Here is a 22,697-nt window from a genome sequence, read left to right on the forward strand (position 1 = left end):
TCCTTCACTCGATCACGAAGCGCAGCTTGGTGGCATCTTTGCCTTTGCTACGGTCACTGATCAGTGCATCAAAGCGTTTGCGCAGGTCGTCCGGCGTGGCGGGTGAGCCGCCTTGCAGCAGCGCCCGCTTGATCTCGTCGCTCTTGACTTCGATCTTCTCCAATCCCGACAGCGCCTCTTGCACGGCGTTGGCGAACTCTTGGGTCAATGGGGCCGGCAGCGTGCGTGAGGCTAGGAAGGCGTCGATCAGCTTTTTGCTGGCGGTGGGCAACAGGCTCAGGCTCTCCTGGGTGAACGGGTCTTCCAGGTTCTCCAGCAGGGTTTGCTGCCAGTTGGCCAGCAATTCGTCCAGATCGTCGTCCAGCTTGTGCAGGCGGTTGGCGGCGGGCAGCAGTTCCAGTTGCTCAGCGGACGGGCGAAACTGGCAGTGCGGGCAGACGGCGGTCGTGACCAGCGTCGGCTCATCCAGCGACGAGCAGCTCTTCAGGCCATTGAGGGATTCCTCGAACGCGGTGAGTTGGCTAGTGGGCATCAACGACACGCCGGCCAATACGCGCAGTGCCAGCAGGCGCTCGTCGCGACGCAGGGCATTGCGGGTCTTGTCTTCGGCCACGCCAAGCCGTGCCTTGCTGTGGCTGGCGATGTAAGCAGCGATGTAGTCCTTCTTGAGCTGGCCCAGGGTTTGCCGGTACTCAGAAGCGTGCTCAGCCGTGCGGTCCTGGCTCAGCTTGTCTTGTAGGGCTTTGCGGGCTGCCTCGGCTTGCTTCACCCACGGATGCTCGGTGGGCAGCACCATCTCGGCCTGGGAGAGGTAAGACGCCGTGCCACCCAGATCCGCGACCAATTCGAGCAGGCGCTCAACGGCGGCGAGAATCTCCAGATTCTTCTTCTGGCTATCCAGATCATCCGGCGTCACGCGCAGGTTCTTGAGCTTGCCGACGGTGTTGTACGGCGTCAGCGACTCGGTGAACTTTTTCAGCGAGTCGAGTCGGGCGTACCAGTCTTTGGCTTCTTCTTCGCGCAGCAGGTTCTGGCCCCAGAAGCCGAGCTTGCCTTGCTGCAGGTCGGAACCGGCCTTGAGCATCCGGGCTACCTGCGCGCTGACCTTCTCTTGCAGCTTGATGACGGGTTCGGTATCGCCTTGGCTGGCCTTCTGAGCCAGGCCGGATGGCAGATCGAACAGCTCGAACAAGGCGCGTAGCACGGCGAGGTTGATCTCCTTGGGGGCCTCGACATGCTTGAACTGCTTGAGTTCTTCCAGCGAGCGCTCTGCGAGTTGCGCCAGCTTGCCGGAGTCGATCTTGTCGCCAGTGATGGACAGCACGAGGTCACCGGAATAGACCAGGCCGCCCAGCACGGTGACCAGCAGGTCGGGCTCCAGCCGGTACTTGATCGGCGCGAAATACTCGATGTCGGACGAGCCAGACAGCAGTTCGTTGCGGTTGAGCACTTGGCCGTGGCCTTTAGCCTTGAGGCGGCTCAGCACCTCTTGCGCGTAGCGGGAGTTGGCGGGATCAACGCGGTCGCCATCGAGCAGTTCCAGCGCATCGAGAATGGCAACGGCATCCTTGGTTCGCGTTCCACCTGCCAGTGCGCGCAGTGCGTTGCCCACCAATTGCTTGCGGTTGGCTTCGGTGACCAGCACCGAGAACGTGGGGTATTCAGGCGCGATGTCAGCAAAGCGCTGGCCCAGTGCCAAGCCAGAGACTATGTTCACCACGTCGCGGAAGTTGATGCGTTCTTCCGGACCCAGGCGTGCCCGCTCGCGCAGGGACACGCCCTTGGCCCAGTCCTGTAGCGTCTTGGTCTTGCCTTGGTAGGTGACCTCGAACGCGGTCATCTGCTTTTCTTGCAGCCACTTGCTCATGGACCGCAGCGAGTCCTGGGCTTTGGATAGGTAGACGGCCTTCGCGCCGCCGCTGGCGGTGGATGCCAGGTCCAGTGCCGCAGCGTATTGCGACAGATAGCGTTTGTAGTCTTCGTCGGGTGACTTCAGACGGAAGAACACCTCGTCCGCCAGGTTGGCATCGCTGAATTTCGGCCTGTCGAATGGCTGGATGAAGTAAATGTAGAAGTCACGCTCAGGCTGTGCCGTGGGCCGGTCGTTCGGCGCGCCAAAGAACAGGTAGCCCATGCGCTCGACGCGACGTTCTTGCCATTCGACCTGGTACTGCCAGATCTGGAAACCGGGGTAGCGTAGGTCGTCGCTGCACTCCATCAGCGCCTTGATGGCGCTGTAGTAGGCGCGATCCAGCGCGTCGTCGGACAAGGCTTCGGCGCGTTTTTCGATCTGCGCGTCGTAGTCGATGTCTTTCTTGAGATCGAGGTAGTACTGCTCGGTGTCCGGCGCCTTGGAGATGAACTGGCCGTTGACGGTCTTCAGCACTTCCCGCATCACGGTTTGCACCATCGACAGCAGGTTCTCGGCCGGGTCGCCGGGCATGTCCTCCACGCCAGGCTGGAACAGACACAGGGCGTCGCGCAGTTCGGCTGCGGTGGGGCCGATGGGGATGTGGATGTCGCCACCGGTGGTCAAGCGGTGGACGGCCAACGCATTGATGACGCGCAGTGCCATCGGCTTGTAGGCCGGGCGCGTGAAAGCCTGCTGCACGCGGGACTCCAGCACTTCGGACACGCGCATCACTTCCTTGATGTTCGGGTCGGCGCGCAAGACAGAGTTGGCCTTGATGGTGTTCCAGAAACTCTCGTAGCTGATGAACAGCGGCTTGTCGGCGGGCACTTCCTGGTCGAGGATGGCCAGCATGGCGGCCTCGATGGTCTTGAGTGCACCGCGCTTCTCGGTGAAGTGGATCTGCTCAAAGGTCTTCAGGTAGTCCGGGTGCACCGGGAACAGCCGCACGTACTCGTCCATGCGCTCGTTCATGGAGCCGTAGAACTTGGCGAACGGCGTGAGGTATTCGCGGATCTTGTTCTGCTGGTCAGCCGTCTTCTTGAGCAGGCGCGCGGAGACGACGAAGCTGACGTCCTGGCGGTCGATGAGGATTTGGGTGAAGCGCTCGTTGACTCGGCGCATGCTGTCGGCGACGTGCTGGAAGCGCACGCTGTCGAAGATGGCTTCCTGCACGCCGGCCACGAAGCGGAACTTGAGATGTTTGGTGACTTCGCCGATCTGACGGAGGATTGCCAAGTCGCGAATCAGTTCGTTGTCTTTGCGCGATTGCAGGTATTCCAGGAACTCATCGACCACCAGCAGCAGGCCCTGGTCTGGGTAGACCTCATGGAAGGCCGCCATCATTTCTTCAAGAGACTCTTTGTTGTTGAGTTCTTGATCTGCCGGCGGGAAGCTGTAGCTGACGCCCAGTTTGTCGAGGAAGCGCTCAAGCTGCTGGGTGATGACCTGGCGCAGCGGCATTTCCAGACCGCCCACCTCGATGCGAAGAACCTTGAATTTTCCGGCGATGGAGGCAACCGCCTCGGCGACCTTGGGGTGGCGAATCATCGGCGCATAAGCGGCGTCTTCTGCCACCAGCGACAGCACCGACATCAAGTGCGATTTACCGGTGCCGTAGTTGCCGACGATCAGCACGCCCTTGTGATCGACCGAATCCTCGAAACTGAGCTGGGGAACCATGAGCTTGGAGATCCGCTCGGCCATGTCGTCGGAGATGACATAGGTGGCGACGAGCTTCTTGGCTTCGTCCGGGCGTCCGGCATCGAGCAGTTGAATGACTGACTCGATCTGCTCGAACTGGATCAAATCTCCGTATTTCATGTTCGTGCCCATAGGTTTCTCTCTTCCCGCAGTTTTCGTAAATTCGGTCAAATTTCGAGTACGACCACACCGTCCTGGCTGTAGTCACGATGTTCTGGATGGCTCATGTCGGCGTAGATCAGCCGATCACCGCGCAGCTCGCCAGGCCAGACGGCCACGACGCGCTTGGAGTGAGCCAGCCGCCTGACGAGGTCAAGCGGGTTGATCTGCAAGCTGGGCTCGAACAGCAACTCCAGGTTGTCGAGCAGCAGCGGGGTTTCGGTTCGTTCCCCGAATTGTTCAAGCAGCGCGATCTCGCGCAGCAGTTCGCCTGCCGAGAAGCCGCGCTTGTTGTTCGGCGTGGCGGCCAGCCGGCGCCCCAGCTCCAGGCCAACGTTGAGCGGCTCGATGTTGAGCTTGGCGCTGAGCTGGCGCAGCAGTTGGGTCTTGCCACTGCGGCTGGGGCCGACCAGCAGGATCAACTTGCTGTTGAGGTCGCCGATTTCGCCGATGAGTCGTTCCAGTTTTGCGAGCATGCTCATCCAATCAGTCTGTCTCGGCTTCGAGCCGGTGTTGATCAGGGGAGCGATAACCCGGCGCCAGCACCGCACTGCGCACTCCATAGATGGCGAGGTGGTTCCTCAACCAAAGCCGGTACTCAGGGCCGCGCAGGCTATGGTCGGGGGAGCAGTCCACACTCCATTTGCGCAGGATGTAGCCGGCGGTGGCGGCGCGTAGCTTCATGTGCAACACGCCGCCCTGCATGCCGTAGTCCATTTCGGTGATTTCTGGCCGGGGCTGATCCGGGTGAGGAACCAGCTCCAGCTCGACAATCCGTGTCCACTGAATGTCCTGATCGTTCATTTCGTGGGGCGCCACGGGCTGCCCCTTGCGCACCACAGGGCGCTTGATGCGGGTGATGACAAAATCCCGGAACTCCTGCGATTTGCGGTCGAAGGCGCGGACGTGCCAGCGCAGGCCGTTGTCGATCAACGCGAACGGGACGATCTCGCGTGTGGTGCGGCCACTGGAGATGGAGTGGTACTCGATACCCAGCGGGCATTCGTGGTGGATGGCACGAGTCACGCTCGCCAGGATGTCCAGGTCAGGATGGGTGAGCCGGGACGGGCTCTCGCTGGCCACCCACGCCTTGATGTGCATTGGTTCACCGTCGCCAAACCCCTGCGTCAGCCACGACAACGCCCGCTCGGGCGGGAAGGTGAAGATCGGCTGGAAGCTCGGCCCAAGGACGTAGCACTTGCCTTTGCCGTCGTAGTCGATGTTGCCCGGGGCAAGCTCCTTGTACAGCGCCAGATCCCTGGACGCAGCAGCGGACTGGATAGCAAAGCGCGTGACCAGATCCTGGCGGCGCATCTCCCCCATGAAGCGCAGGCGCAACTCCACGAACGCGAGGCGGTCGCGTTGTGGCTGGGTTAGATCGGTAAGTTGTTCGTGGGGCATTCTGGTTGACTCGTTCGGAATAACGAATGCTTATGCGGGTTTCTGCAGAAAGTATATGAGCTGCTTGAAAAGACGTCTATAAATCTAAGTTGATTTGCTAGTATGCTGCATTATGATAACCATTTTTTAAGGCGCAAATGAGAGATCTGATGTGGACGAGTAGGCAATCAGCCCAGCGGAGCGCACCAGGATCGGCGTGGAATGGGGTGCATCCAGCAGGCCATCGCGGACGAAGACTGGTGCGAATAGATCCTTGATAGGGAGCAGGAGCACGGCCCATGGAACTGCGACACCTTCGCTGCTTTGTGGCTCTCGCAGAGGAGCTGCACTTCACACGGGCCGCCGAGCGCCTACATATCGAACAACCACCCTTGTCCCGCGCCATCAAGGAGCTTGAAGACGACCTGGGTGCAGTGCTCTTCGTGCGCAACCGCCGAGGTACGGTGCTTACCGAGGCGGGCGCAACTTTCCTGCAAGACGTGCGCAGGGTGTTCGCCGCGCTGAAGCAGGCTCAGGAGAACGTCCAGGCGGTCGCCTCGGGCCTGAGCGGAAGCCTTCGCATTGCAGTGTCCGACGGCGCCATCGATCCCCGGCTGTCAGCCCTCCTGGCCCGTTGCCGCGAGGAAGAGCCGGAGATCGAGATTCGTCTGTCCGAAGTGCCGTTGGCCGAGCAGTTGCGCGGGCTACGCTCGGGCGACTTCTCGATCGGGTTCGCGCACACGGCGGAGGTCGGCGATGACATCGTGACCGAGCCGCTCTGGCACGACTCGCTGGTGGTCGCCGTACCTGCCCGGCACCCTTTGCTTTCACACAAGGCCGTTCCGCTGCACCAGCTTGCGAGCTACCCACTGGTCTTATGCGACCCGCAGACATGCGAAGGCTGCTACCGCGAACTGACGCGGCTGCTGCGGCCGTTGGAGCGTGAGCCCGACGTTGTCGAGCATGTGTCCTCGCTGGATATGATGCTCACCCTGGTCGGTGCTGGCTACGGCGTTGGCTTCATCACGGCAACCAGGGTCGCGGCGAGCCCGCGCCCCGATGTGGTGATCCGTCCACTGGCTATGGATTCCGCGATCATCACGACCTACTTGCTGCGGCCCGTCAGCGAGGATTTGCCGGTATCGGTGGAGCGGTTCATTGCGCGCCTGCGCGAGCACTCGGGCGATTGATGCGGCGGCACGAGCTGTAACTGAAGTTCGCGGCTGTTTATGGCGAGTCTTGCGGCTCACTGCCAGAGTTGAGGTTCTTTTCAGTCGCCGCCATCAACTCGCTGGCGCTGATCCCGAGCGCGGCGGCAATTTTCAGTATCAGGGGAAGCGTCGGCACATGCTCCCCGCGTTCGATCTTGCCCATGTGTGAACGCGATATTCCAGCCTGAAATGCAAAGTCGTCTTGAGCGACGCCGTGCGCGACGCGGGCCGCGCGCACGGCCCGCCCGAAAGCTAATGCTGGTTCGGATTCATAGGTGGGTGTGCCAGGTGGACGACCTGGCTGAATAGTAAGCTTCTGCATCGTCAGAAGCGTCAAACAATCCTCTTAAATTAACCACGTTAAACATATAGACGTTAAAGTTCTCTCTTTACTATGATGCTGGTTTGCCCTTGACCTGCTTTGTCGCTTCTGTGGGTTCTCCATGGACAACATCACCAGCCAGCCCGCCCACCTCAGGTTTGCGATAGCGCCAGGCGTATCGTCATCTCGGCTTTCGGCGCTGCTCGCGCTGCAACGTGCGCAAGAACCAGAGGTCAGCATCGGGTTCTTTGAGGTTGCAGGTGACGAGTTGCTTGATGGACTTCGTGAAGGCCGCTACGACGTAGGGGTGTCGCTTCAAGAGGCGAGCGATCCGGTCATCCAAACCCAGCCCTTGTGGGTTGAGAGCATGGCCGTTGCGATGCCGCTGCGGTTTCCATTGCTGGATCAGGCATCGCTCACCATCGCTGACCTACAGAACTACCCGATCTTTCGCTTGCAGGCTGAGGCCTGTTCTTCACTGGACCATCGGCTGCTCTCGCTCCCGTCCGCCGACCCGCAAAAACTTCAATACGTGACGTCTTTCGAGATGATGGCGCTATGGGTTTCTGCCGGCTACGGTGTCGGGCTATCCGCGCAATCGCGCATCAAGCACGCCCATGGATGGGGAGTCAGCATGCGCCCCCTGGACGACGGCCCCTACGAGATCGTGACGCACCTGCATAGGCCCCAGGGGCAAGCGAACTCTGTTTCCGTGCGATTCGAGAGCAGAGCTCTGCATGTAGCACAAGCTCAGGGCGCCTGATGCCGCTTCGCTTAGGAGCAGGCCGCTGGGCACACAACTCAGTGGCTGTCAGTGGCTGCCCTAAGACCGCAGTGGATGCATCTATCCATCAGGAGGGCAAAACTGGTATCATTTACGGCCCAAACCGGACATCCGAACTTGGGAAACCCGTTATTAATCAATGGGTTGAATGATTGGATCGATTCCCATCACCCGCTCCAGAGCCCACTCAAGCTCCATCACTTCAGGCGACAAGCCAACCCGTGGATCACACGGGTTGACCGGCTTGCCTCAGGCCTCCAACGCTTCTTCCGACAACTGTGCTGGCGCTTCATTGGCGGCGTCTTCCGGCGGCGTGGACACCACGGGCCATACGCGGTGCTCGACCAGCGCGGGGATGCGCTCGATCGCGCCCAGTCGCGCTATGCCCAGCGCGTCCAGTGTCTCCACCAGGTCGGCGATGCAGTGTTCACGCGACAGTTTCCAGGTGGAGGCAAAGCAGCGCCAGAAAGTCCAGCCTGCGCGCTCCAGCACGCGTTGGCGGGCCATGTCCGCGGGCCAGCGGTCGGGGCCGTGGTAGGCGTCGCCGTCGCATTCGATGGCAAGGCGTCGGTCTTCGCCGCCCTCCACCACCATGTCGATGCGGTAGACGCCGGACTTGACCTGCGGGGTCACGCGGTAGCCGAGCTCGACCAGCGCGTTGAAGACGTCCTTCTCGAATCCCGATTCGCACAGGGCCGCGAGGTTGGTCGCATCGTGTCCGGCCGTAGCGGTGGGCATGGCGAAGTGCCGCAGCAGGCCTTGCCGCAGATCCTTGTCGGAAAGGTCTTCGAGCGTGACCGAGCGCACGAGCACCATGCGGTCGCGCGCGCGGCTGGCGGCGACGTTGAAGCGCTGCTCGGCGCTGGTGCCCGAACGCGCCGTGCTCAGGCCCGGCGAGACCACCATCGACAGGAACATGATGTCGCGCTCGCCGCCCTGGAACATGCTCGCGTCGCCGCAGTAGAAGTCACGTTCGAGCAGCTCCTTGGCGTCGACGCGCGCGCGCACCAGCGTGTCGATGTGCTTGGCCTGCTCGAGACCAAGCAGCGAGACCACGCCGATGCTGCGGCCCGCCATGTCGGGATCGGCGACGATGGCCTCGATCTCGGCGACGATGGCGTCCGCCTCCAGCGCGTTGATGTCGCGGCCATCGCGCTGGCCGCCGCGCACGAAGATGTCGACCAGCGGAGGATCCATGCGCTCGGACGCCTTCGGGATGCGCAGCGGCTGGATCTGCTCGCCATAGAACGCCGTGTTGCTGTAGGCGATGATGGCCGGTACGCAGCGGAAATGCTCGCGCAACATCACGCGCTGCGACGCGAACACGGTCGATGCGAGATCGTAGAGCGAGCGGTCGATGGTCATGACCGGCGCGAACGGCTGATCGGCAAGAAAACGGTCGCGCAGTTCCTGGATACGGGCCGCGGAGATGAACGCTCCATCGGGCGAGACCTGCTTGTCGTCGCCCACCACCAGAATCTTCTTGGCGCGCAGAATCGCGGGCAGCGCCCACATGCTGGACTGACTGGCCTCGTCGACGATGACGAGATCGAACGCACCGAGGTCGGCGGGCAGCGATTCCGAGACCTTGGCGTGGCTCATGATCCAGCAGGGAATCGCGCCCTGAGCGTCCTGCATGGCGCGCTGCGCATCGCGCCGGTGCGTGCCGACGTTGGCGCCCGTGCCCTTGCCGATCTTGCGGATCGCGACCTTGTAGGCCTCGAGCGCGGACAGCACCTTCTGCGACGCGCCGTTGCGGGTCGACAGCCACGCAGATTCGGTGACAAGATCGGTATAGAGCTTGGACAAGCGCTTTTCAAGTTCCTTGCGTTCGCGTGACAGCGACTTGAGCTCGGCAGCGCCGGCAAACTCGGCGAGGCAGCCGGACATGCGCCGGTACCGCCACGCATCGCGCCAGTTGCTCGGCCAATGCGGATCGTCGCCCGAGGCGGCGAGCGGCTGGGTGCGCAGCTTCCACGCGAGCTGCAACGCGCCCGCCTGATGCACGCGCCGCGTCAGCGCGTCGAGCTGCTGCAGTTGCGGCTTCAGCGACTCGATGCGGCGCACCTCGTCGAGGATCACCGCATAGGCCTGCTCGACCTGCGTTGGCGTCTGCGCGTGCGCACCGAGCACGTCGGCCGCGAACGCCCGCAGTTCAGGCACGAGATGCGCGGTCTGGTTGGCGAGCGATTCGCGAAAGCGCGCCACCGCCGCCTGCGCCTTGGCGAGCTGGGCGCGGCTCAGATGCCGATCCAGCTGCGCGCGGATGAGCAGCAGGTCCGGCTGGCCCTGCCTGAGCTTGTCGATGGGCGGCGTGGCGAACACTTGCTCGGCAAGCCGCACGGATTCGACGTCGAGCCGCGCGACCAGTTCATGCACGCCCGTGACGGTGCGCGCGGTGAGCGAGAGCGCCCGCAGGATCTCCACGCCACCCGTGAACTTGGGAATCCCGAGCAGCCCGGCCACCTCATTCCAGCGCGTGGTGAACGAGAGCACGTGGCTGTGCAGCTGCTGATATCGGCGCACATGCTTCCAGTCCTCGGCCCCGACAGGCTCCAGTCCGGCGACGCGGAATTCCGCGACCACGGTTTTGACGTCGCCCATCCCGAACGAGAGAAAGCCGAAGGGTTTGCCGTCTTCAGCCCCCTTGGCGATGGCCTCGCGCACCTTGGCGTTCTCGAACGCGCCGGGTGGCACGGTCACCGGACGCTGCAGAAACGCCGAACGCGCAAGCTCGAGCTTGAGCACATCGTCAAGCAGCGCCTCGAGCGCCTGACGCTCCACCGAAAAACGGCTCTGGCCAAGGCGCTGACGCAGCATGGGCCACCAGTCATCACCCGACTCGTCCAGCTCGCGCACGACGGCAAGCACTTTGTCGAGATGGCTTTTGAGATCGTGCGCGCGCGCCAGCGATTCGGGCGAAGTCGACGCCAGGCGTTCCAGCGCACCGCTGCGCTCGGCATCCTCAAGTTCGTGCTCGGCGAGCAGTGCCTGCTGCCATTCGCCCACGTCGGCAACGGCGGGCAGATCGCCCGCATGCAGCAGTGATTCGCCCAGCAGCCCGATGTCGCCGCCGAGCTGGCGGCGCGCATCGCGCAACTGCGCGCCCTCTTCTTCGCTGAGCGGCGCGGCATGTTCGGGGCGCAGCGTCAGCGTGTCGGGAAACCAGCCATGCGCTGCCTCGCCATCGACGACCAGCTGCGCCATGGCCTCGGGCCGCATGGGCACGCCGTCCACTTCGATGGACGTGAGCTGCTCGCGCGCCATCTCGTTGATGCGGCGGTCGATGTCCGAGAGCCTCGCATGGGCCTGCGTGACCTCGCTGCCGAGGTTGGCGATCAGCGTTTCGGTCTGCGCGGGCTGCAGTTGCGAGACGCGATGCGTGATGGTCTCGATGGAGGTCTGGAACTGCCGCATGCCCTCGCGGTCGCCCGCAAGCAGTGCGACGGTGAGCGCGCGCACTTCCTCAGGAATCTTGCTGCGCAGCACGGTGAGCGCCGGCTCGCCCTTGGAGGTGACCAGCACCTTGCGGCCCGTTGCCAGAAAATGGCAGATGATGTTGGCGATGGTATGCGTCTTGCCGGTGCCGGGCGGGCCCTGCACCACCACGCCATCGGTGCGCTCGAGCTGCTCGATGACGGTGACCTGCTCCTGGTTGTAGGCCAGCGGAAAGTACAGCTCGCGCACGGGTCCGGCATTCGCGCCCGACCCCGCACGCGTGTGGCCGGACATGCCGCGAAAGCTCAGGGGCTCGATGTCGGGCGTGGCGTCGCTGGGCGGCGTCACCAGCATCAGCGCGGCGCTGGGAAGGCTGTCCGCCTGGGCTATGCGCTGCTGCAGGCGCAGGATGTCTTCATGCAGATAGTTGCTGGGCTTGGGACGCGCGAACAGCACGGCGGCGTTCGAGACGATGAACTCGTCACCGATCGCGGGAAAGTCCAGCAATTCAGGATCGTAGGTGCCGCGTTCGTGCAGATTGCCGGCGACGAACCGCGCGAGCGGCTCGTAGCTCGCCGGATCAAATGGCGAGAGCGCGTTTTCAGACTCCGCCAGTTGCCGCCGCGCCGCGTTTTCCACCTCGGCCGCGAGCGCCACATTGCAGTGCGTGAGCGCATCGAACTCGAGTCGCGGATGGACCGTCGAGCGTGGCCGCACCTCGATCGCGAGCGACACCGCATCGACCGAAATATCCACCGCCTGCGTCAGCAGAGGGTACTGATAGTCGACTCGACCATGGCGCTCGCTCGCGAGCTTCCACGCAGCCACCGCCATGCCCCAGACCACCTCGACAGGCTTGAGGCTGGTCTCGAGCTCCATCTGCGTCTTGAGCGCGAACAACTGGCTGTACAGCGCAATGGACTGGCGACGCGCGGCCTCTTCATCCGCCCACGATTGCCACAGCGGCAAGTAGTGCGCGAGTACGGAGCTGGCCTCGTCGGTCACGGTGCTGAAGGCGCGCTTGACGATCACGCCTTCTTCCATCAGGCGCCGATCCTGCTCCTCGCGCAGCGCCTCGAGCGCCGCCACGCGCTTGTCGTCAATGCGCGGCGCGGCATCCTTCGGGGACTCGCCGATGATCAGGTAATCGCGATGTTCGAGATAGCCCACCGCAGGCGGCGCAATCGGCACGAGGCGGTGCACGCACAGCCAGACTGCGCCTTCCTCGTCCTCGGTGTTGAGCTCGATGCCCGGCAGCGGCGAGAGCGCCTGCTGCGCGATGATGAAATCCTTGTAGCCCTGGAGCTTGAACCCGCGCGGGTCAATGTCCTTGTCCTGCTCCAATATGTACGACAGCAAGTTGCTGAGCTGCTCTTTTGCCTCAGGCATCTACCCCATCTCCGGTATGCGAAATTCAGTGCGTCTGAAACCATCGGACGCTGTCATCGATTGGACCATCAATGACGGCGTGCAATCGCGTGCCGGAGAAAAATTTTGAGAACCTGTCGGCGATCTCGGCGCGAAGCCGCACCTGCGGACCGCACAGAGATCGTCGACACGTTTTTTGCCAAGGCGGGCCGCTCAACGCACCCAGATGCCGCAGTTGGTCTGATCCTTGTCCGCGATGTTCTCGACCGTACCCTCTACGATTTCAGCGGCGGTGAAGGTCTCGGTACGCGACATCAGGCACACCTGGCCACCCGGCGCGAAGGTGATGGAGCGCTGGAATGCGTAATCGGTCATCGGGCCGGTGGGGCCTTGGGGCACGCTCATCACCCGATGCACGGTGTATCCCTTGACCACCTCCGAACTCAGTACACGGATGGTTTCCGTGACGTAGCTGCTGACGCTGTCACTGCGTGATCCGCTGCAGTTGCCGCCAGAATAGCTGTAGCGGCCCGACGTGACGGCGAACGTGTCACTGCCGGTGCGGATGTGGTTGTGGTAGTCGCGGTAGGTCCCGTCGGTGCCCCCGACATCGAGATTGCCACAGCCATTGGGCACCCAGCGACCGACGAGCGCATCGGCGGGCGACGGCGTGGGCGTGGGGGTCACGGCGTTGGTCTCGCAGACCACGCCCACGTTGCTCACGTCGGCGCTCACCTTGCCCGATGCGTTGCTGACGGTGCAGGTCTGACCATCCGGCTGGGCGGACACGGTGACGACATAGCTGCCGCCGTTGGCCACCACCTTGGCGAACGCGAACTTGCCATTGGCCTGCAGGCGCAGATCGTCACCGCCGTTGTTCTGCAGCGTGACGATCTTGCCGCTCGCCAGTCCCACGAGACTGCCCGAGACCACATAGCCCAGATTCGGATCGGACGGATTCGTCGGATTGGTGGGGTTCGTGGGGGTCGACGGATCAGTCGGGTTTGTGGGGTTGGTGGGATTCGTTGGATTGGTCGGCGTCGTCGGGTCGGTGGTGCTTCCACCTCCGTCATCGCTGCCTCCGCACGCCGCCAGCAAACCGGCGATCACGATTGGGCACAGGCGCCAGGTCAGTTGTTTCACGTTCATTGTGTTCTTTCCGCTCTCTGCAGCAGGTTGTTGATCGAATCTCCTCATGCATTAACTATCAAAGTTAATATATCGATCAATAAAGATAAAGTAACAGAGCGTACTGCAGTGAGCTACCCCACGATGGTGGGGTATTGGAAAGAAATGTTTACAGCCCGTGAGCCCAGAGCGCGTTGACTTTCTCAGAACCGTGCGTTGACCGCGTGAGCCGCCACTGCGCCCGCGTCGTAGAACAGCTCTCGCGTGCGCTTGAACGGCAGCGGACGGATCGCGCTCGGCGCGAGCGACATGTCGACCGCATCCATGCGCCCGACCAGCACGCGCGCCAGTTCGCGGCCCAGCACGGTGCCCGCAGCGATGCCGCGACCGTTGTATCCGCCAAACGCCCAGACGTTGTCGTCAGGCTGATGCAGATGCGGCAGATGGTTGGCGGTCACGTCAATGTAGCCATGCCATGCGTGCTCGATCCGCGTGTCGCGCAGTTCGGGATAGAGCCGCGTCATCGCGCGCCGCACCCAGTCCCTGTGGGTGCCGCGCGACCAGTCGGCGAGCGAGCCGACGCTGCCATAGACCAGCCGCCCGGCGCGGTCCATCCGAAACGATGACAGCACCGTGGCCGTGTCCCACGCGCCCTGGCCCTGCGGCAGGATCTTGCTCCGCAAGGCTTGTGACAGCGGCTCGGTCGCCATGTTGAAGTACGGCATGCGGATCGCGTCGCTCTGCAGCTCCGGCCAGGCGTCGTCACGCCCCTCCTGCCGCGTGTTGCTGGCCACCACGACCTGCGGGGTGCTCACCACATGCCCCGTCGACGTGCGCAATTGCCACACGTCGCCCTGCTTGTGTTTGCCAACCACCGCCGTCTGCGTGAAGATCCGCACGCCGAGCTGCGTTGCCACGCGGGCGAGGCCGCGCACGTAGCTCAGCGGCTGGATGGTGCCGGTGCGCGGGTCACGCAGCGCGCCGGTGAATCGATCGCTGCCGACCAGCGCGGCGGTCTGCGTGGCATCGAGCAGCTCCACGGGAATCCCGAGCGCGCGCCACTGCCGCGCACGCTCCTCGATCAACGCGAGGCCGCTCGCGCCCACCGCGCAATGCAGATTGCCCTGGCGCACGGGATCGCAGTCGATTCCGTGGCGCGCGATCAGCCCGTAGACCTGCTCGGGCCCGTTGCCCAGCGTGTCGAACAGCCGCTTGCCATACACCGGGCCGAGGCGCCGGGGTAGTTCCTCGGGCGCGATCCACGCGCCCGCGTTGACCAGCCCCGCGTTGCGCCCGGAAGCGCCGTAGCCGATCTCCGACGCTTCGAGCACGACGACGGAGCGCGCCCCCTCCTCGGCCAGATGCAGCGCCGTCGACAGCCCCGTGAAGCCCGCTCCGATGACCACGAAATCCGCGTTCAGTTGCCGATCCAGCGGCTGCGTGACGGGCGCGGCAATCGCCGTCGCACCCCAGAGCCCGTGCGTGTTCTGCGCAATGTGCATCTTGCTTTTAGACGAGTAAGTAAACCGAATCAAACACTTGCAGCGCTTCACGTCTGCGGCGGCAAATGAAGCTGGCGCTGCCCGGGCGATGGCAGCCGCGCTGGCGGCCATCGCCCTGCCCGCATTGCAAATGCAACATGCAAAGCAATGCGAGCGCGTGGAGATCGCAATAACGCTCTCAGGGAACGCTCATGCTCAGCGAGCGATCAGCTTGCCCGCATCGTACTTCAGCATGTCGTACGGCGGGTCGATGCGCTGGCGTCCGGCGTCGAACTTGATCGGCCCGGTCACGCCCACGAATCCGTCTGCCGAGACCTGCTTCAAGCCCTTCTGCACATCGGCCGAGGTCGCGCCGCCGGCCTTGTTCATGGCGGCGGCGAGCATCAGCACGGCGTCGTAGGCGTAGCCGTTGAACGCTGTCTTGAACGGGCCGTTGAACTTCTTCGTGAACGCCTCCGAATAGGCCTTGCCCAGATCGCCCTTGACCGAGCCGAGTTCCATGCCGATCTGTCCCTGTGCGATGTCGGCCGGCGTGTCGGACACACTCATGCTCATGATGTAGGCGTACCAGGGAACGTCGCGCAGCCCCAGCTCGGACGCCTCGCGGTTGATGACGGCGGACTCCTGGCCGTAGGCCGTGTAGAGATACGCGTCGGGCTTGCTTCGCGAGAGCTGCTGCAGCTCACGACGGTAGGTGGACTGGCCGCCGGTGTAGAGCAGCTCGGTCGCGACCTTGCCGCCCAGCGCCTCGAACTCCTTCTTGAAGCCCTCGGCCACGCCCTGACCGTATGCGTTGTTCGGCGCGATCACCGCCACGTTGCGCTTGCCCATGGCATGCATATCCTTGGCGGCGTATTTGTTGCCCGCGTCTTCAAGGCCGATGAGGTTGAACGCGGTATCGCCCAGCGTTTTCACCTTGATGCTGCTGCTGCCGATGTTCATGTGCGTGACGCCCTCCTTCACGAGGTATTGCGCCATCGGCAGCGTGATGCTGGACGAGTATTCGCCCATCACCGCGGGCACCTTGTCCACGTTGGCGAGCTTGCGCGCAGCCGAGAGCGCCGACGTCGGGTTGTTGCCCGAATCCTCGACGATCACGTGCAGCTTCTTGCCGAGCACCCCGCCCTGCTCGTTGACCTTGTCCACCCCCATCATCACGCCACGGCGGATGTCCTCGCCCACCGTCGCGCTCGGGCCGGTGAGCGGCAGCACCGCGCCGATGTTGATCGTGCCGCCCGCCTGCGGCGCCGGGGACTGCGCCTGCGCCCCCCCGGCGCACAGCAGCAGCGCCGCCGTGGCCACCAGCGTGGGCAGATGGATTCGATGACCTGAACTGCGAGAGTGACTTGACTTGTGCATGTGCTGCTCCAGAAAAAAGAAACCGATGAATGGATTGACGAAGAACGAGACCAACGAATGCAGAAACGAGCCATGGCCTGAAGCCCTGTCCGCTGATGAGCAAAGCGCTTTCAACGCTTCCTCAAAGTCGTTTCAAAGTGTTTTTGAAACTGCATTCTTAATTGCCGTCGTAAGTGTAGACAGTTATGAATTCAATGGTCAATCCTGCAATCGATAGTGGTTTTCCCGAGGCAATTTTCTGGTGCACGGCAGTGCCCTGCACCGTGTTGGGTCCCGAAACGGATCCAGTCTGGTGCAAGGCTTGCAAGCGCAAAAAGAACAGCGCCGATGAACGGCGCCGAGAGCGAAAACGGGTGTGTTTGAACGCGGCCGCGTTCGAGACAAAAGCGGTTCAGGGTGGCGCCCGATTCCCCGGGCCAAGCGTCGCGCCAAGCCATCCGATGAACATCACCAACGCGGTGAACAGAAACAGCCGCGTGTACATCGCGCCGCCCACTACTCCCTGCCGGGCGGCCTGTTCCGCAATCCACCCGAAGGCGCTGTTGCTCACCGCAACGCCGAGGAACACCATGCTGTTGAGCAGGCCAAGCCACAGCCCGAGGCTGCGTGGCGGCACGACCGAGCGGGCCTGAGCCATCACGAGCGGATGCATCGACCCCACGCAGAACAGCACGCACACCAGCGTGACGCCGAGCCATGCGCTCTGCGCGGGCCATTGCGCGAGCACCAGCGCCGACGCCACGCCCACCGCGAAGGTGCACAGCACCAGCGTCTTGACGGCCATGACGCGCAGCACGCGCGAGATCGACAGCGCCCATGCCATCGCGAGCAGGCTCGCCGCCGTCATCGCGTAGCCGCGCTGCACCACATCGAACTGAAAGATGTCGGCGAAATAAGGGCCGCCCCAGGACATGCGGAACGTGCCTCCAGCGATCAGGGCAAAGCTCACCGGCACCAGCGCGGCGAAGGCGATGCGCGAGGTCATCGCGGTGCGCGGCGATCCCGCATCACCCGCAGCCGAAGCGGCCTGTGGCGAGGCGGCTGCTGGCTCCTCATGCAGCGAGAGCGCCACCCCCACCGTGGCAGCCACCATCAGCAGCCCGACGATGCCAAGCGACCAGCGCCAGCCCATCATCGCCACGCCAAACGCCAGCGGAAGCCCGGCCGCCACCGCACCTACATAGCCCATCGCGCTCGCCCGCGTGACGATGCGCACCTGCTCCTCACCATTGCCGGTTTTAAGCACGAAGTTGAGCAACCCCATGTAGAGCGGCGCGCAGCCAATGCCCAGCCCCACATGCGCCGCAATCGCCACCGGAATGCTGTGCGTGAGCGGCAACGCGAGCGCCCCCATGCTGCCGATCACCATGCAAAACAGCACCGGCCGCCTCACGCCATAGCGATCAAACGCCAGCCCCAGCGGCAACTGCGCAAAGGCGAACGTGAAATACAGCGCCCCGGCAAACAGCCCGAACATCTGCGGCGACAGATGCAGATCGTCAATCAGCTGCGTGGCGATCACCGCCACGTAGCTGCGATAGAACTGGCTCAGCACATAGGCGCCGGTAAGCACCGCGAGCGCTAGCGACCTCGACGACGAAGCTCTCGATGAAACCGACGATGACGCCCCCGCCCGCCGCATCAACCGCGCAGCGCCTTCAGTGATTGCTTCTGCTTGCCGTCAGCCGTGAAGTTGGCAGCGGCCAGCCATTGCTCAAACCCCGCCTTCACCCTCGGCCATTCCGAATCAATGATCGAAAACCACGCCGTATCGCGGCTGCGGCCCTTGTAGATCACGACTTGGCGGAAGACGCCCTCAAACGTGAATCCCAGCCGGTCCGCCGTGGTGCGCGACGGCTGATTGAGCGCATCGCACTTCCATTCATACCGCCGGTAGCCCAGTTGATCGAATGCATAGGCCATGAGCAGATACTGCGCCTCGGTGGAGATCGGCGTCTGCTGCAGAAGCGGCGAGAACATCACGTTGCCGACTTCGATCACGCCGTTGTTCGGATCGATGCGCATCAGCGAGAGCGTGCCCACAGCCTTGCCCGTAGCCAGATCGATCACCGCATAGTGGCGCGGGTCGGTACTTTGGGCGATGGTCTCGGCATAGGCGCGGTAATCCTCCTCGCGCTCGAACGGCCCGGCGACCATGTAGGTCCAGCCGCGTGGCGCCGTCCGGTAGGCCGCAAACAGATCGGCCGCGTGTCTTGCGGGATCGATGGGCTCGAGCTGGCAGAAGCGGCCCTTGAGCGTCACGCCCGAGGGCTGCGCACGCGGCGTCCAGTCGGGCATTGCGGGGCCGATGGGCTGGTCGAATTCGTTCATGCGGGTGGACATGGTGTCATCTTTCTGGTCAAAGCCAAGGAGGTGGGACAGCCAGCAATCTAGCGCCGCCGTGGCTTGCCAGAAAGCGCCACTCCATGCACATTTGATGGTGCCACGAAATCGCCGCGCAATGCACTCCCCTCGGGAAAGCACCGAGCGCCCTTTTCGATTTTCCATTTTCATCGTTTGAGATCCATGCCACCGGATGAACTACTGGCCGACCCGCTGATCGCCCTGCTCACAGAATCACCGCTCGCGCGGCATCCCGGTGCGGAGTCGCTGCAGCGCCAGTTGCAGCACAACATCCGCAGCGCCATTCTGAACGGCCGCCTGCCCTCGGGTACCCGCCTGCCCGGCACGCGCGCGTTCGCGCTCGCGATGGGCGTTTCGCGCAACAGCGCCACGGCGGCGTATGAACTGCTCGGTGCCGAAGGCTTCATACAGCTCAGCCGCCAGGGCACCACGGTCGCCACGCTCGCGCCCACATCGGCAAATCACACCCCCTCGCGCGCCAAGAAGCAACCGCTCCCCACCATCGCCGAACGCAGCACCCACGTGCGCGACAACGGCTTCGCCAGCGCCGAATCTCTGGCGTTCCGGCCCGGCGTGCCCGCGCTCTCGCGCTTTCCGCTCGCCGTCTGGAAACGCTGCATGGACAAGGCCATCCAGCAGGCCGGCGTCTCCGCGCTTGGCTACGGAGACCCCTTGGGCGAGATGGCGCTGCGCACCGCCATCGCGCACCACCTCGCCGTCGCGCGCGGCGTGCGCTGCTCGGCGCAGCAGGTCGTCATCACCGAAGGCGCGCAGGAGGCCCTCGCGCTGTGCGTGCGGCTTGTCACCAACCCCGGCGACACCGCCTGGGTGGAAGAGCCCGGCTACCGAGGCGCGCAGACCGCCATGGCCTGCGGCGACCTGCGCGTGCATCCCGTGCGCGTGGACCACGACGGCATCCACGCCACCGACCGCGCCTGGAAGACCCATCCCCCGCGCCTCATCTACACCACGCCGTCGCACCAATATCCGCTCGGATCGGTGCTCAGCGCCACGCGCCGCCTGGACCTCATCGCCAAGGCCGAACAGCACGGTGCATGGATCATCGAGGACGACTACGACAGCGAATTCCGCCACGCAGGCGAGCCCATCGCCGCCATGCAGGGCCTCGTGCCCCAGGCGCCCGTGCTCTACGCAGGCACCTTCAGCAAGACCCTGTTCCCCGCCCTGCGCTCGGGCTTTCTTGTATTGCCCGAAAACCTGCTCGCCCGCGCCGACGTGCTGCTGCGCGAGACCCTGCGCGGCGGCCACCGCTTCGAGCAACTGGCTCTCGCCGAATTCATCATCAGCGGCCACTTCAGCCGCCACCTCGGCCGCATGCGGCGCCTGTATCGCAGCAGACAGCAACTGCTGCGCGAGGCCATCGCCACCCATTTCGCGAAGCTGCCGCACAGCGTCTCGGGAGGGGACAGCGGCATGCATCTGACCTTGCGGCTGCCAGCCCATTTCAACGACACGCAAATCGCCGAAGCCGCCCGCGCCTACGACATGGCCCCCACGCCGCTGTCGCGCTTTGCGCTCCAACCGGAGGAGGAAGACAATGGGCTGGTGCTGGGGTATGGGAATACGTCGGAGGCCAGAATTCCCACGCTGGTAAAACGCCTCGCGCAACTGGTGAAGGCGCAGATATCGCATTAAGATCGACCGAGTTTTCAACCCCGCCAGAAACCAGAATGACCGACGCCGCCGATACCCATTTGCTTGACGATGCCGTCTGGGCAAGGTCTCTTACGCACGACATCGCAAATCAGTTGCAGGGCCAGTCAATGCAATGCTTTTACGGTGACGCACAGGGTCATTCACATGTCGCCCCATTGCTGCTGCGGGCAGTCAAAGAGCGCCCCTCGCTTGAGCAGTTCCAACAATTGAGCCTGTACTTTCAAGGTCCCGCGTCACCGCAGCTGCCGCAGCAGACCTATCGGATGCGGCATGCCGAACTGGGTGATTTTGCGGTCTTCATCACGCCCATTGCACGCAATGCCGAAGGCGTCGAGTACGAGGCCTGCGTGAGCCATGCGGGCTGAGTTTCCCGCCACCGTGCAGGTCGGTGAGCTGACGCTTCGTGATGCAGTGCAGGACGACTATCCGTTCCTTCGCGAAGTCTACCGAGGCGTGCGCGCCCCCGAGCTTGCACAGACCGCCTGGACGCAATGGGAGAAAGACGCCTTTTGTGATTCGCAGTTTGCCCTGCAGGACCGCCACTACCGGGCCCACTATCCCCATGCGCGCTATTTCGTGATTGAGTTGCACAGTCGCTCGATCGGGCGCCTTTATCTGAGCGATGCGCCTGAACTGATGGCTCTCATGGAGATTTCACTGCTGCAAGAGTTGCGCGCCCAAGGACATGGCACGGCTCTCATGCAATGGCTGACGCAGATCGCCGATGACAGCGCTCGCCGAATGCGTCTCTTCGTGGAGCCGGAGAATCCCGCCAGGCGCCTCTACGAGCGCTTTGGCTTCGTGGAACACGAGCTTCAGGGCGCGTACCTGAAGATGTTCCGCGAGCCGCAACCCACCAGCACCGCACAGAACCGCTTCACCCCCGATTGAAGATCGCTTCGATCTCGCGACCTTGCGGGTCGTTCGGGCTCATGAAGATGGCGTGCTGACCCAGTCGTGGATGAGTAACCTGCCACAGCGCCTGTTGCGCACCATCCGCCCCCTGCACTTCAAACACCACACGAAACGATTTTTCCCGGTCAATGCAATGCGGCAGGTCTTCCACCGACGTCAGTCGGACGGTCCTCTGCACTGCACCGGAATCACCATCGTTTGAAAGCATGAATGACTGATTCAGAAGCGGCAGAAACGTCTGACGCGTCAGTGATTCCCCGCCCAAGGACTGGTTGGCATGGGCTGCCGCCGCACTCCACATGCCCCCCGACAACGCTGCGGTTGCAGGCATGGACCCAGCCACCTTCAAAATGCGTCTGCGATTGAAATTAATCATAGTCATTTACTACAAAACTTTAAACATTTTGCCAGTAATCAACTAAAATTTACAAGACTTAAAACAATTGTGACGCCAGCAGCGTCGTTCCTTCGCTATGGCTCAGCCCTATATTGGTGAGATCCGGATGTTCGCGGGCAATTTCGCACCTGTGGGCTGGAATTTCTGTGCGGGGCAATTGTTGCCGATCTCCGAATACGAGCCGCTGTTCAATTTGATCGGTACTACCTACGGTGGCGACGGTGAGTCGACGTTTGCGCTGCCAGATATGCGCGGACGCATCCCCCTTCATCAGGGCGACAACTACCTATTGGCCCAAACCGGTGGCGCGGAAACTGTGACGCTCACCGTCAACCAGATCCCCTCCCATTCCCACGCACTGCTGGCCAGCTCCGGAACAGGCTCTCAAGCGTCGCCCAAGGATGGTTTTTTCGCAGGCCATCGCGATCACAAAGTATTTGCCAATACGCAATCGCCTCAAGGCAGCTTGAATCAGAGCACGGTCATGCCCGTGGGAGGCTCGCAGCCGCACGACAACTTCCCGCCGTATCTCTGCGTGAATTTCATCATCTCGCTGTTCGGCATTTTTCCGAGTCAAACCTGATGGCAGAACCCTTCCTCTCAGAAATCCGCATCCTGTCCTTTGTCTTCGCCCCCAAAGGCTGGGCACAGTGCAACGGACAGTTTCTGCCGATCAATCAGAACCAGGCACTCTTCTCGCTGCTGGGGACTACCTTTGGTGGAAATGGGCAAACTACTTTTGCCTTGCCGGACTTCAGGGGCCGCATGCCGATGCATGTCGGCAGCGGGTATGAGCTCGGGGCGCGCGGTGGCGAAGAAGCGCACACGCTCAACATCAATGAAATACCAACCCACACCCATCTGGTAAACGCCTCCGAGGCGCCGGGCAATCGCAGCAGCGGCAGCGGCAACATCCCTGCTGCGGCCTTTGGGCACTATGCGCCAGGCCCAGACACCAGCCTGACGCCCGACAGCGTCACGAAGGTGGGGGGATCTCAGGCACACGAGAACAGACCGCCCTTCCTGACGCTGAATTTCACCATCGCCCTGCAAGGCATCTTTCCCTCATCGAGTTGAGAT

General features: G+C 63.0%; 18 protein-coding genes. 7 read left to right on the forward strand and 11 right to left on the reverse strand.

Going from position 1 to position 22,697, the window contains the following annotated elements; genetic code table 11:
• Positions 1 to 4: 4 nt before the first annotated feature.
• Genes ISG32_RS08060 through ISG32_RS08070 form a run of 3 tightly spaced genes read right to left on the reverse strand, consistent with a single transcriptional unit; the run spans position 5 to position 5,173 of the window.
• Positions 5 to 3,745 (reverse strand): DUF6079 family protein, encoded by a 3,741-nt coding sequence (locus ISG32_RS08060; protein ID WP_228529679.1) that lies wholly within the window; start codon positions 3,743 to 3,745, stop codon positions 5 to 7.
• A 35-nt stretch (positions 3,746 to 3,780) separates the two neighbouring features.
• Complete coding sequence (gene brxF, locus ISG32_RS08065; RefSeq protein WP_181127558.1) at positions 3,781 to 4,248, reverse strand: BREX-3 system P-loop-containing protein BrxF; 468 nt, start codon at positions 4,246 to 4,248, stop codon at positions 3,781 to 3,783.
• Positions 4,249 to 4,258: 10 nt separating this feature from the next.
• On the reverse strand, positions 4,259 to 5,173 hold the full coding sequence (locus tag ISG32_RS08070) for a WYL domain-containing transcriptional regulator (RefSeq protein WP_071038000.1): 915 nt from the start codon (positions 5,171 to 5,173) through the stop codon (positions 4,259 to 4,261).
• A gap of 278 nt (positions 5,174 to 5,451) precedes the next feature.
• Here ISG32_RS08070 and ISG32_RS08075 point away from each other — a divergent pair, with 278 nt between their 5' ends.
• The gene (locus ISG32_RS08075) at positions 5,452 to 6,342 is read left to right on the forward strand and encodes a LysR family transcriptional regulator (protein WP_071037999.1); all 891 of its coding nucleotides are present in this window, start codon (positions 5,452 to 5,454) and stop codon (positions 6,340 to 6,342) included.
• 37 nt (positions 6,343 to 6,379) lie between these two features.
• On the opposite strand, the gene ISG32_RS08080 is transcribed toward ISG32_RS08075, so the two are convergent.
• Positions 6,380 to 6,685 carry a helix-turn-helix domain-containing protein gene (locus tag ISG32_RS08080; protein ID WP_071037998.1) on the reverse strand — a complete coding sequence of 102 codons (306 nt, stop codon included), beginning with the start codon at positions 6,683 to 6,685 and terminating at the stop codon, positions 6,380 to 6,382.
• Positions 6,686 to 6,806: 121 nt separating this feature from the next.
• Here ISG32_RS08080 and ISG32_RS08085 point away from each other — a divergent pair, with 121 nt between their 5' ends.
• Positions 6,807 to 7,448, forward strand: a complete 642-nt coding sequence (locus ISG32_RS08085; protein ID WP_071037997.1) for a substrate-binding domain-containing protein — start codon at positions 6,807 to 6,809, stop codon at positions 7,446 to 7,448.
• A 270-nt stretch (positions 7,449 to 7,718) separates the two neighbouring features.
• Here ISG32_RS08085 and ISG32_RS08090 read toward each other — a convergent pair whose 3' ends face one another.
• The 6 genes from ISG32_RS08090 to ISG32_RS08115 form a co-directional block, all read right to left on the reverse strand.
• Entirely contained in the window at positions 7,719 to 12,296 is a 4,578-nt protein-coding gene (locus ISG32_RS08090; RefSeq protein ID WP_194770512.1) for an AAA domain-containing protein, read from the reverse strand.
• A gap of 192 nt (positions 12,297 to 12,488) precedes the next feature.
• Positions 12,489 to 13,424, reverse strand: coding sequence for a hypothetical protein (locus ISG32_RS08095; RefSeq protein WP_194770513.1), 936 nt, complete (start codon positions 13,422 to 13,424; stop codon positions 12,489 to 12,491).
• Between the two features lie 182 nt (positions 13,425 to 13,606).
• The gene (locus ISG32_RS08100) at positions 13,607 to 14,905 is read right to left on the reverse strand and encodes an NAD(P)/FAD-dependent oxidoreductase (protein WP_194770514.1); all 1,299 of its coding nucleotides are present in this window, start codon (positions 14,903 to 14,905) and stop codon (positions 13,607 to 13,609) included.
• 195 nt (positions 14,906 to 15,100) lie between these two features.
• A complete protein-coding gene (locus ISG32_RS08105) occupies positions 15,101 to 16,264 on the reverse strand; it encodes an ABC transporter substrate-binding protein (protein WP_194770515.1) in 1,164 nt (387 codons plus the stop codon).
• Between the two features lie 391 nt (positions 16,265 to 16,655).
• Positions 16,656 to 17,837 carry an MFS transporter gene (locus ISG32_RS08110; protein WP_194770516.1) on the reverse strand — a complete coding sequence of 394 codons (1,182 nt, stop codon included), beginning with the start codon at positions 17,835 to 17,837 and terminating at the stop codon, positions 16,656 to 16,658.
• 68 nt (positions 17,838 to 17,905) lie between these two features.
• A complete protein-coding gene (locus ISG32_RS08115) occupies positions 17,906 to 18,607 on the reverse strand; it encodes a GNAT family N-acetyltransferase (protein ID WP_194770517.1) in 702 nt (233 codons plus the stop codon).
• 183 nt (positions 18,608 to 18,790) lie between these two features.
• Between ISG32_RS08115 and pdxR the strand changes: the two genes are divergently transcribed.
• Genes pdxR through ISG32_RS08130 form a run of 3 tightly spaced genes read left to right on the forward strand, consistent with a single transcriptional unit; the run spans position 18,791 to position 21,196 of the window.
• Positions 18,791 to 20,284 (forward strand): MocR-like pyridoxine biosynthesis transcription factor PdxR, encoded by a 1,494-nt coding sequence (gene pdxR, locus ISG32_RS08120; protein ID WP_194770518.1) that lies wholly within the window; start codon positions 18,791 to 18,793, stop codon positions 20,282 to 20,284.
• A gap of 35 nt (positions 20,285 to 20,319) precedes the next feature.
• Positions 20,320 to 20,670: a DUF6916 family protein gene (locus tag ISG32_RS08125; RefSeq protein WP_194770519.1), complete on the forward strand. Its 351-nt coding sequence runs from the start codon at positions 20,320 to 20,322 to the stop codon at positions 20,668 to 20,670.
• Positions 20,660 to 21,196, forward strand: a complete 537-nt coding sequence (locus tag ISG32_RS08130; protein ID WP_194770520.1) for a GNAT family N-acetyltransferase — start codon at positions 20,660 to 20,662, stop codon at positions 21,194 to 21,196. The genes ISG32_RS08125 and ISG32_RS08130 overlap by 11 nt, the downstream gene beginning before the upstream one ends.
• Here ISG32_RS08130 and ISG32_RS08135 read toward each other — a convergent pair.
• Positions 21,183 to 21,551, reverse strand: a complete 369-nt coding sequence (locus tag ISG32_RS08135; protein WP_194770521.1) for a DUF6916 family protein — start codon at positions 21,549 to 21,551, stop codon at positions 21,183 to 21,185. The two genes, ISG32_RS08130 and ISG32_RS08135, sit on opposite strands and share 14 nt — an antisense overlap.
• A gap of 142 nt (positions 21,552 to 21,693) precedes the next feature.
• Between ISG32_RS08135 and ISG32_RS08140 the strand changes: the two genes are divergently transcribed.
• On the forward strand, positions 21,694 to 22,200 hold the full coding sequence (locus ISG32_RS08140) for a phage tail protein (protein ID WP_194770522.1): 507 nt from the start codon (positions 21,694 to 21,696) through the stop codon (positions 22,198 to 22,200).
• Entirely contained in the window at positions 22,200 to 22,694 is a 495-nt protein-coding gene (locus ISG32_RS08145; protein ID WP_194770523.1) for a phage tail protein, read from the forward strand. The genes ISG32_RS08140 and ISG32_RS08145 overlap by 1 nt, the downstream gene beginning before the upstream one ends.
• The last annotated feature ends 3 nt before the right edge of the window (positions 22,695 to 22,697 follow it).

The organism is Diaphorobacter caeni, from assembly GCF_015354245.1.
In the GTDB taxonomy this organism is placed as follows: domain Bacteria; phylum Pseudomonadota; class Gammaproteobacteria; order Burkholderiales; family Burkholderiaceae_C; genus Diaphorobacter_A; species Diaphorobacter_A caeni.

What these genes read in the sequence shown, in the direction of transcription:
- ISG32_RS08105 (WP_194770515.1), bottom strand. Translation starts at nt 16,264, where the DNA reads ATGCACAAGTCAAGTCACTCTCGCAGTTCAGGTCATCGAATCCATCTG.
- ISG32_RS08080 (WP_071037998.1), bottom strand. Translation starts at nt 6,685, where the DNA reads ATGCAGAAGCTTACTATTCAGCCAGGTCGTCCACCTGGCACACCCACC.
- pdxR (WP_194770518.1), top strand. Translation starts at nt 18,791, where the DNA reads ATGCCACCGGATGAACTACTGGCCGACCCGCTGATCGCCCTGCTCACA.
- brxF (WP_181127558.1), bottom strand. Translation starts at nt 4,248, where the DNA reads ATGCTCGCAAAACTGGAACGACTCATCGGCGAAATCGGCGACCTCAAC.
- ISG32_RS08060 (WP_228529679.1), bottom strand. Translation starts at nt 3,745, where the DNA reads ATGGGCACGAACATGAAATACGGAGATTTGATCCAGTTCGAGCAGATC.
- ISG32_RS08085 (WP_071037997.1), top strand. Translation starts at nt 6,807, where the DNA reads ATGGACAACATCACCAGCCAGCCCGCCCACCTCAGGTTTGCGATAGCG.
- ISG32_RS08130 (WP_194770520.1), top strand. Translation starts at nt 20,660, where the DNA reads ATGCGGGCTGAGTTTCCCGCCACCGTGCAGGTCGGTGAGCTGACGCTT.
- ISG32_RS08100 (WP_194770514.1), bottom strand. Translation starts at nt 14,905, where the DNA reads ATGCACATTGCGCAGAACACGCACGGGCTCTGGGGTGCGACGGCGATT.
- ISG32_RS08095 (WP_194770513.1), bottom strand. Translation starts at nt 13,424, where the DNA reads ATGAACGTGAAACAACTGACCTGGCGCCTGTGCCCAATCGTGATCGCC.
- ISG32_RS08125 (WP_194770519.1), top strand. Translation starts at nt 20,320, where the DNA reads ATGACCGACGCCGCCGATACCCATTTGCTTGACGATGCCGTCTGGGCA.
- ISG32_RS08140 (WP_194770522.1), top strand. Translation starts at nt 21,694, where the DNA reads ATGGCTCAGCCCTATATTGGTGAGATCCGGATGTTCGCGGGCAATTTC.
- ISG32_RS08090 (WP_194770512.1), bottom strand. Translation starts at nt 12,296, where the DNA reads ATGCCTGAGGCAAAAGAGCAGCTCAGCAACTTGCTGTCGTACATATTG.
- ISG32_RS08075 (WP_071037999.1), top strand. Translation starts at nt 5,452, where the DNA reads ATGGAACTGCGACACCTTCGCTGCTTTGTGGCTCTCGCAGAGGAGCTG.
- ISG32_RS08115 (WP_194770517.1), bottom strand. Translation starts at nt 18,607, where the DNA reads ATGTCCACCCGCATGAACGAATTCGACCAGCCCATCGGCCCCGCAATG.
- ISG32_RS08070 (WP_071038000.1), bottom strand. Translation starts at nt 5,173, where the DNA reads ATGCCCCACGAACAACTTACCGATCTAACCCAGCCACAACGCGACCGC.
- ISG32_RS08135 (WP_194770521.1), bottom strand. Translation starts at nt 21,551, where the DNA reads ATGCCTGCAACCGCAGCGTTGTCGGGGGGCATGTGGAGTGCGGCGGCA.
- ISG32_RS08145 (WP_194770523.1), top strand. Translation starts at nt 22,200, where the DNA reads ATGGCAGAACCCTTCCTCTCAGAAATCCGCATCCTGTCCTTTGTCTTC.